The 8,286-nt window shown below is 52.7% G+C and carries 8 protein-coding genes; 4 read left to right on the forward strand and 4 right to left on the reverse strand.

Features of this window, described 5'->3' with window-relative positions; translation table 11 throughout:
- From maeA to FDW94_RS16900, 4 genes are all read left to right on the forward strand, one after another.
- Window positions 1-731, forward strand: a 731-nt coding sequence (maeA, locus tag FDW94_RS16885; RefSeq protein ID WP_137378038.1) for an oxaloacetate-decarboxylating malate dehydrogenase, incomplete at its 5' end; no start/stop codon positions are given.
- Window positions 732-1,040: 309 nt separating this feature from the next.
- Window positions 1,041-2,756 (forward strand): ABC-F family ATP-binding cassette domain-containing protein, encoded by a 1,716-nt coding sequence (locus FDW94_RS16890; protein WP_137377930.1) that lies wholly within the window; start codon window positions 1,041-1,043, stop codon window positions 2,754-2,756.
- Window positions 2,757-2,976: 220 nt separating this feature from the next.
- Window positions 2,977-3,255 (forward strand): type II toxin-antitoxin system RelE/ParE family toxin, encoded by a 279-nt coding sequence (locus tag FDW94_RS16895; protein ID WP_137377931.1) that lies wholly within the window; start codon window positions 2,977-2,979, stop codon window positions 3,253-3,255.
- Window positions 3,255-3,539 carry a HigA family addiction module antitoxin gene (locus FDW94_RS16900; RefSeq protein ID WP_003833018.1) on the forward strand — a complete coding sequence of 95 codons (285 nt, stop codon included), beginning with the start codon at window positions 3,255-3,257 and terminating at the stop codon, window positions 3,537-3,539. Before FDW94_RS16895 ends, FDW94_RS16900 begins: the two co-directional genes overlap by 1 nt.
- A gap of 39 nt (window positions 3,540-3,578) precedes the next feature.
- Here FDW94_RS16900 and FDW94_RS16905 read toward each other — a convergent pair whose 3' ends face one another.
- The 4 genes from FDW94_RS16905 to fdnG all read right to left on the reverse strand — a co-directional run.
- Window positions 3,579-4,181, reverse strand: coding sequence for an inorganic diphosphatase (locus FDW94_RS16905; RefSeq protein ID WP_003833020.1), 603 nt, complete (start codon window positions 4,179-4,181; stop codon window positions 3,579-3,581).
- A 129-nt stretch (window positions 4,182-4,310) separates the two neighbouring features.
- Window positions 4,311-4,967 (reverse strand): formate dehydrogenase-N subunit gamma, encoded by a 657-nt coding sequence (gene fdnI, locus FDW94_RS16910; RefSeq protein ID WP_003020054.1) that lies wholly within the window; start codon window positions 4,965-4,967, stop codon window positions 4,311-4,313.
- Complete coding sequence (gene fdnH, locus FDW94_RS16915; RefSeq protein ID WP_003833024.1) at window positions 4,960-5,844, reverse strand: formate dehydrogenase N subunit beta; 885 nt, start codon at window positions 5,842-5,844, stop codon at window positions 4,960-4,962. The genes fdnI and fdnH overlap by 8 nt, the downstream gene beginning before the upstream one ends.
- Before the next feature lie 13 nt (window positions 5,845-5,857).
- A partial coding sequence (fdnG, locus tag FDW94_RS16920) for a formate dehydrogenase-N subunit alpha (RefSeq protein ID WP_249358583.1) occupies window positions 5,858-8,286 on the reverse strand: 2,429 nt, incomplete at its 5' end.

An 8,286-nucleotide genomic window follows, 5' to 3' on the forward strand; every position in this document is an offset into this window, starting at 1 on the left:
TAAGCGAAGAAGCGGCGCGTCAACGCGTATTCATGGTCGACCGCTTCGGCCTGTTAACAGACAAAATGCCGAACCTGCTCTCCTTCCAGACCAAACTGGTGCAAAAACGCGAAAATCTCCAGCATTGGGATACCCAAGAAGATGTGCTGTCGTTGCTCGATGTGGTCCGCAACGTTAAGCCGGATATCCTGATCGGCGTTTCCGGACAAACCGGCCTGTTTACCGAAGAGATCATCCGCGAAATGCACAAGCATTGTCCGCGTCCGATCGTCATGCCGTTGTCTAACCCCACTTCCCGTGTTGAAGCTACACCACAGGATATTATCGCCTGGACCGAAGGTAACGCGCTGGTTGCGACCGGTAGTCCATTCGCACCGGTACTGTGGAAAGATAAAATTTACCCAATCGCCCAGTGTAACAACGCCTATATCTTCCCGGGTATCGGCCTGGGTGTGATTGCGTCTGGCGCGTCGCGCATCACTGATGAAATGCTGATGTCGGCGAGTGAAACGCTGGCGCAGTATTCACCGCTGGTGCTCAACGGTGAAGGTCTGGTGCTACCGGAACTGAAAGATATTCAGACCGTTTCTCGCGCCATTGCCTTTGCCGTCGGTAAAATGGCTCAGCAGCAAGGTGTGGCAGTGAAAACCTCCGCCGAAGCGCTGCAACAGGCAATTGACGATAATTTCTGGCAGGCAGAATATCGCGACTACCGTCGTACCTCTATTTGACGGTTTGCCCGGCGGCACACTGCTGTCGGGCGTTCAACACTTGCGCTTTTGCGTAACTTACGATTACACTTTGGCCACCGATTAACATTCTGAAAAATAAAAGGAGGATACTTATGCTGTACTGTGAACGTTTTATCGTTTCACATGCTTTTGGCGATCGCCAGTGCTCAAGCGTTATCGGTATCGTGCTGCGATAACTTCTGCTTGAGCGAAGCTAACTTCTAAATCCCCTTCTCTCGGGCTTACCGGGTTATCGTCAGCGATGTTTGACGAGGCGTTTTCACGCCTGTAACTCTTGAGTAAGCAACAATGAGCACATTGCTAACCGCACAATCCTTACACGTTGATACGGCATTCGGCACGCTATTCGACGATCTTTCCTTTACCCTGAAAAAAGGCGACCGCATCGGGCTTATCGGTTACAACGGCTGCGGCAAAAGCACGCTGTTAAAACTGCTCGATGGCACGATCTCGCCCACCAGTGGGGCAATCGCGCAGGCGAATCACTGCCATCTCGCACGTGTAGAACAACATCTACCTGACAATATACTGCCTCTTACGCTGCAGGAAGCCGTTCTCGCTCAACTTCCCGAGCATGAACGCGCAGCTCAGCAGTGGCGGGTTGAAGCACTGCTTGCCGAAATGGGTTTTACGCCAGAGAATTTATCTCTGACTGCGCAAACATTGAGCGGTGGCCAGCACACGCGCTTGCTATTAGCGCGGGCACTGATGCGTAATCCTGACCTGCTGCTGCTGGATGAACCGGGTAACCACCTGGATTTGCCTACATTACTGTGGCTTGAGCAGTTCTTACAGAACTGGTCTGGCAGTTTTGTGGTGGTCTCCCACGACCCACAACTGCTGGACGCGGTGACTCACGGAACCTGGATCTTGCGCGATCGCACCCTCCATGCGTTTGATCTACCCTGTAGTGCAGCGCGTCAGGCTCTGGCAGAAAGAGATGTCAGCGATGCTCTGCGCCACAAGGCTGAGCAAAAAGAGATAGACCGGGTGACTGCCAGCGCCAAACGGCTGGCAACCTGGGGGCGGGTCTACGACAACGAAGATCTCTCCCGCAAGGCAAAGCAGATGGAAAAACAGGTACAGCGCCTGAAAGAGGTGCAAACAGAAGTAACGTCAGGAAGTCAGTGGACACTAACATTGCAGGGTGATGCCCTGCGTGCAGATCGTTTGCTGGAGATGACCAATCTGTCTGTAGCCCCTGCTCCCGGTGCAGATACACTGTTTTCCATTGCCGGTATCCGGTTAAAAAGCGGCGATCGCGTGGCGATTGTCGGGCGTAACGGTTGCGGGAAATCATCGCTGTTAAGGCTTATCTGGCAACAGTTTCAGTCACAGCTGGCATCGCCTTCATTGGTGTTACACCCGCGCGTTACCCTAGGTTATTACGACCAGACGCTGCATCAGCTTGCCGATAACGATTCATTGTTTGACGCGCTGGAAGCGTTTGCCCCGCAGCCAGAGATTCGCAAGATGGCGTTGATTAGCGCGGGATTTCCGTGGGTTCGTCATGCGCAGCGAGTCAGCACGTTAAGCGGCGGTGAGCGCTCCCGGTTACTATTTGTTGGGCTGACGCTTGCGCGCTACAGTCTGCTGATGCTCGATGAACCGACCAACCATCTGGATATGGAAGGCAAAGAGGCGCTGGCAGAAACGCTACAAAGCTATAACGGCGGCGTGTTGCTGGTCAGTCACGACCGGCAGCTTATCAGCCAAAGCTGCAACCGGTTCTGGCTAATCGACAATGGCGAACTCAGTGAATGGCACGATCTGGAGGCGGTCAATGCGCGTATTCGGGAAACGTCCGCGGAGATAACCGTTCCCAAAACGGTGGCTGAAGCGAAAACTGAAATAAGCGGTGACAGCGATAGATTGCTGGAACAACTTCTCGATCTTGAGCAGCGTCTGGCCGACGATCTCGCACGCAAGCCGAAACATCAAAAACCGTTGTTACAGGCGCAATGGCGCAAGGAGATTGAACATCTGAACGCACAACTGGAGTAATCTTTATTGCCGGATGGCGCAAGCTTATCCGGCCTACATCAGCAAAATGCGCGTGTAGGCCAGCCATCCGGCAATTCTTGCGTGACGCTTTCCAGTTATTCCCCTTCTCCCTTTTTCTTTTTGCACATTCGCCGCACAATTTTAAATATCGCAATCTTGGTGTTGCGTTTAACGGAACATTGATGGTAGTGTTCCTCTTGAAGGAACAAGGATGATACGGATGATCATGAACTTCAGGCACAAGGGATTGCGCGATTTGTTTCTTCATGGACGAACATCAGGCGTTATGGCGAAACATGTCCGACGATTACGACACAGACTTGCCGTTATTGATGCGGCAAGCAAGGTTACAGATATCAATATGCCCGGTTATAAGCTACATCCTCTGGTGGGGGAACGCGACGGCATATGGGCAATTTCTGTTTCAGGTAACAGGCGTATTACGTTTGAATTCGTCAATGGCGACGCGTACATACTGGATTACGAGGACTATCATTGATGAAGATGGCAAATCATCCCCGTCCTGGGGATATCATTCAGGAAGCGCTGGAAGAACTCAATGTCAGCCTGCGCGAGTTTGCCAGAGCTATGGAGATTGCACCGTCAACGGCAAGTCGACTATTAACCGGGAAAGCGGCTCTGACGCCTGAGATGGCGATTAAACTCTCCGTAGTGATTGGCAGTTCACCCGAAATGTGGTTAAACCTGCAAAATACCTGGAGTCTGGCAGAGGCCCAAAAAAGCGTGGATATTTCACGTCTGCGTAAGCTGGCGGTACAGTGATATAAATGCCGGATAAACTTTTGTCATCCGGCATACCATTTATTGCTGCGGTTTTTTCTCTTTCCAGGCATCCCAGGCCTGTTTGATCTCTTGCTTTGCCGTAGCGGCGTCATTGAAACCGTTTAATTCGACCTTCTTGCGCCCTTCCGGCAGATCTTTGTACACGCGGAAGAAAGATTCCAGACGTTGAACTTCAATCTTGGGCAGATCGCTTAACTCTTTGATGTCGTCATAAGTGGGGTCAATTTTACTGGCCGGAACGGCGACAATTTTGTCGTCCTTTTCACCGCCGTCGATCATCTTCAGTACGCCAATAGCGCGCAGCTTAATCAACGTTCCCGGAGCAAGCGGCGCACGGGTATAAAAAATGACGTCCAGCGGGTCACCGTCACCGGCTAAAGACTGGGTGAGTGAACCGTAGTTGGCGGGATAGGCAACCGGCATTGACTGGAAGCGATCGGCAACGATAAAACCGGTTTTGGCGTCGGTTTCATATTTAATCATTCCACCTGCCGGAATTTCGGTTACGGCATAAAACTCTTCCGGGTTGTTCTCCGGCTGAGGAAATTCGAGGATGTTCTGCGCCTGAGCTGAAGCACAAAGAAACACGCTGACTGCGAGTAATTTTTTCACCAGATGCATTGTCTTTTAACTCTTCTATTATCGGAAAGACAACACCTTACGTTCAGCAGATGACAGAAACATGACGTTTTTTTGGCAAAAAAATGGCGCTACCGATGTAGCGCCATTGCGTAGAGGGAACATCAGAGATTAGTTAACCCCTTCCTCGCTCTCTTTTTTCGCTTCTTGTCTTTCAACTTCGCGATACCAACGTGGGTGATGTTTCTTCGCCCAGCGACGGCTCACTTTCCCTTCAACCATGCCTTTAATCGATCCTTTCACCCAGAATGCCATATACATATGGATGAGGATGGCGTGCATCAGAATAATCCCCGCCGCCGCATGGATCAGCAGGCTATAGCGCACGACCTGCATCGGGAAGAACTGCGCAAAGTACGGACGCCAGATAATGATACCGGTAATCAGCAGCACGAAAATCATGCTCATAATCGACCAGAACATCATTTTCTGCCCGGCGTTGTATTTGCCCACATCTGCCACTTTGTGTTCATTGCCTTTCAGTACTTCCACAATGTTTTTCAGCCACGGAATATCTTTCTTATCCGGGATGTTGTGGTGCACAAAGCGTACAAACATGAACATCAGCGCCACGAAGATCAGTATGCCGAAGAACGGGTGCAAAATGCGTCCCATCTGCGGCGTACCGAAGGTTTGCGTCAGCCATTGCAGAGTCGGGAAGAAAAATGAAATCCCCGACAGCGCTACCAGGAAGAAGCAGATCACCACCGTCCAGTGACAGGCGCGGTCGATAAACTTCGTGCGCACAATCATTTTCGACTTACTCATGATGGTCCTCCTCGTCGTCGTCCACTTCCTTATTCGGACCAATACCAATGTAGTGGTAAATCAGTCCGGCGAAGGTGGCGATAAATCCGGCAGCGGCCAGCGGCTTCAGCGCCCCTTTCCACAGATTGATAGAGGTATCTATCTGCGGGTCTTTTGGCAGACCGTGATACAGTTCAGGCTGGTTGGCATGATGCAGAACGTACATGACGTGCGTGCCGCCCACACCTTCCGGGTTGTAGAGACCGGCATGTTCAAAACCGCGAGCTTTCAGTTTTGCCACACGCTGTTCGCCCATTTCCAGCATTTCCTGCTTGGTGCCGAAATGTATTGCCCCGGTCGGACACGTTTTCACGCAGGCAGGTTCCTGCCCGACGCTGACGCGGTCCACACACAGCGTACATTTATACACGCGGTTATCCTCTTTATTGAGGCGCGGAATATTAAATGGACACCCGGCAATACAGTAGCCGCAGCCAATGCAGTGCTCTGACTGGAAATCGACAATCCCGTTGGCGTACTGGATGATGGCCCCGGCAGACGGGCACGCCTTCAGACAGCCCGGATCTTCACAGTGCATACAGCCGTCTTTACGAATCAACCACTCCAGCTTGCCGTTCTGTTCGGTTTCGGTAAATCGCATCACCGTCCAGGACTTGGCGCTGAGATCGGCGGGGTTGTCATAAACCCCGACGCAGTGGCCGACTTCATCGCGGATATCGTTCCACTCTGAGCATGCCACCTGACAGGCTTTACAGCCTATGCAGGTGGAAACGTCGATCAGCTTCGCGACCTCTGCTTTGTAATCACGAGCCTGAGGCGGCGGCGTGATGGAGTTTGTTGCGGACCGTTTGATGATGTCCTGCGTTTCCATAGACATATGTTCGCCTCCCTTACGCCTTCTCGATGTTAACTAAAAACGCTTTGTATTCCGGCGTTTGCGAGTTTGCATCACCGACGTTCGGCGTCAGGGTGTTGGCGATAAAGCCTTTACGCGCGACTCCTTCAAAGCCCCAGTGGATTGGGATCCCAACCGTTTCTACCTGCTGACCGTTGACGTTCAGGGTACGCAGACGACGAGTGACCACGGCAACTGCGCGAATAAATCCACGTTTGCTGCTGACTTTCACGTGATCGCCGTTGTTGATCCCCTTCGCTGCCGCCAGCGTTTCGCTGATTTCCACAAACTGCTCCGGCTGGGCAATCGCATTCAACAATGCGTGCTTGGTCCAGGTATGGAAATGTTCGGTCAGACGATAGGTCGTCCCGACGTACGGGAAGTCCTGTTTCGTGCCCATACGGAGTTTATCCGCTTCGTACAGACGCGCTGCCGGGTTGGAGATCACATTCGGGTGCAGCGGGTTAGTGCCAAGCGGCGTTTCCATCGGCTCGTAGTGTTCCGGGAACGGACCTTCCGCCATCTTATCGATAGCAAACAGACGCCCCAGCCCTTCCGGCTGCATGATAAACGGATTGGTGCCACTGCCCGGTGCTGCGGTATTGAAGTCAGGGATATCGTTCCCCGTCCACTTCGTACCGTTCCACTGGATAAGCATGCGTTTTGGATCCCACGGTTTACCCTGCGGATCCGCCGAAGCGCGGTTATACAGCACGCGACGGTTCAGCGGCCATGCCCAGGCCCAGCCCAACGTATTACCGAGGCCTGACGGGTCGGCGTTATCGCGATTGGCCATCTGGTTGCCCTGCTCGGTCCAACTGCCGGTATAAATCCAGCAGGATGATGACGTAGAACCATCATCGCGCAGCAGCGCAAAGCTGTTGAGCAACTGACCTTTCTTCGCAACCAGCACGCCGTTGGCATCATAGAGATCTTCCAGCGCATAGCCGTTGTTCTCTTTCGCCACTTCTTCGGAGTGCGGTTCGTCCGGCTGCTTATAGTTCCAGCTCATTTTCAGAACGGGTTCTACAGCTTTACCGCCTTCAGTGCGATACATGTCGCGCAGGCGGTGGTAAATACCGGCAAGGATCTCGCCGTCGTTGCGGGCTTCACCCGGTGCGTCCTGACCTTTCCAGTGCCACTGCAGCCAGCGGCCAGAGTTGGCGATGGAGCCGTCTTCTTCCGCAAAGCAGGTAGAAGGCAAACGGAAAACTTCGGTCTGAATCGACGCCGGATCAACGTCGTTTGATTCACCGTGGTTCTGCCAGAACGTTGAAGTTTCGGTCACCAGCGGATCGATAACCACCAGATACTTCAGTTTGCTGAGGCTCTGCACCACTTTGTTTTTGTCCGGGAAGGACGCAACAGGGTTAAAGCCCTGACAGATGTAGCCGGTGACTTTCCCGCTATCCATCATGTTGAAGTATTTAATGACGTCGTAGGACTGATCCCACTTCGGCAGCCACTCAAAGCCCCAGTCATTTTCTTTCTGCGCTGCATTGCCGTAGAAAGATTTCATCAGGCTGACGAAGAACTTCGGATAGTTGCCCCAGTAGTTAACCTGATCGGCCAATGTCGCTTTTGGCGTGTTTGCGGCCAGATAGGTTTGCAGGTCTGTCTGTTTCTCTGACGGCAGCGTCAGGTAGCCCGGCAGGCTGGTAGAGAGCAGACCTAAGTCGGTTAACCCTTGAATGTTGGAGTGGCCGCGCAAGGCGTTGACACCGCCACCTGCCATCCCCATGTTGCCGAGCAGCAACTGGATCATCGCCATGGTGCGGATGTTCTGCGCCCCGACGGTATGCTGAGTCCAACCCAGCGCATACAGGAACGTGGTGGTGCGATCGGCTGCGCTGGTGGAAGCCAGCACTTCGCAGACTTTCAGGAAGTCTTCTTTCGGCGTACCACAAATGTTTTCCACCACATCCGGCGTGTAGCGGGAAACGTGCTGTTTTAGCAGGTTCCAGACACAGCGAGGATGGCTTAACGTTTCATCGCGTTTCGCGTAGCCGTTTTCATCGAACTGGTAGTTCCAGGACGATTTATCGTATTGGCGTTTTTTCGCGTCATACCCGCTGAACAGACCGTCTTCAAAAGCATAGTCATCCCGCACCAGCAGGCTGGCATTGGTGTAATGCTTAACGTATTCAGCGTTAATTTTGTTGTTTTCAATCAGGTACAGCAAGACGCCGGACAGGAACGTAATGTCCGTGCCGGAACGAATTGGCGCATAGATATCCGCCACCGAAGCTGTACGTGTAAAACGAGGGTCAACAACAATCAGCGTGGCATCATTGTTGTTTTTAGCTTCCATCGCCCAGCGGAATCCCACCGGATGTGCTTCAGCGGCGTTACCGCCCATCACCATCACGACGTTAGCGTTTTTAATATCAACCCAGTGGTTGGTCATCGCACCGCGACCAAATG

Origin of the sequence: Citrobacter sp. wls757 (genome assembly GCF_005280935.1) — a bacterium.
Lineage (GTDB): Bacteria > Pseudomonadota > Gammaproteobacteria > Enterobacterales > Enterobacteriaceae > Citrobacter > Citrobacter portucalensis.

Excerpts from the sequence above, each read along its gene's own strand:
- FDW94_RS16900 (WP_003833018.1), top strand. The coding sequence starts at position 3,255 with ATGAAGATGGCAAATCATCCCCGTCCTGGGGATATCATTCAGGAAGCG.
- FDW94_RS16890 (WP_137377930.1), top strand. The coding sequence starts at position 1,041 with ATGAGCACATTGCTAACCGCACAATCCTTACACGTTGATACGGCATTC.
- FDW94_RS16905 (WP_003833020.1), bottom strand. The coding sequence starts at position 4,181 with ATGCATCTGGTGAAAAAATTACTCGCAGTCAGCGTGTTTCTTTGTGCT.
- fdnH (WP_003833024.1), bottom strand. The coding sequence starts at position 5,844 with ATGTCTATGGAAACGCAGGACATCATCAAACGGTCCGCAACAAACTCC.
- FDW94_RS16895 (WP_137377931.1), top strand. The coding sequence starts at position 2,977 with ATGATCATGAACTTCAGGCACAAGGGATTGCGCGATTTGTTTCTTCAT.
- fdnI (WP_003020054.1), bottom strand. The coding sequence starts at position 4,967 with ATGAGTAAGTCGAAAATGATTGTGCGCACGAAGTTTATCGACCGCGCC.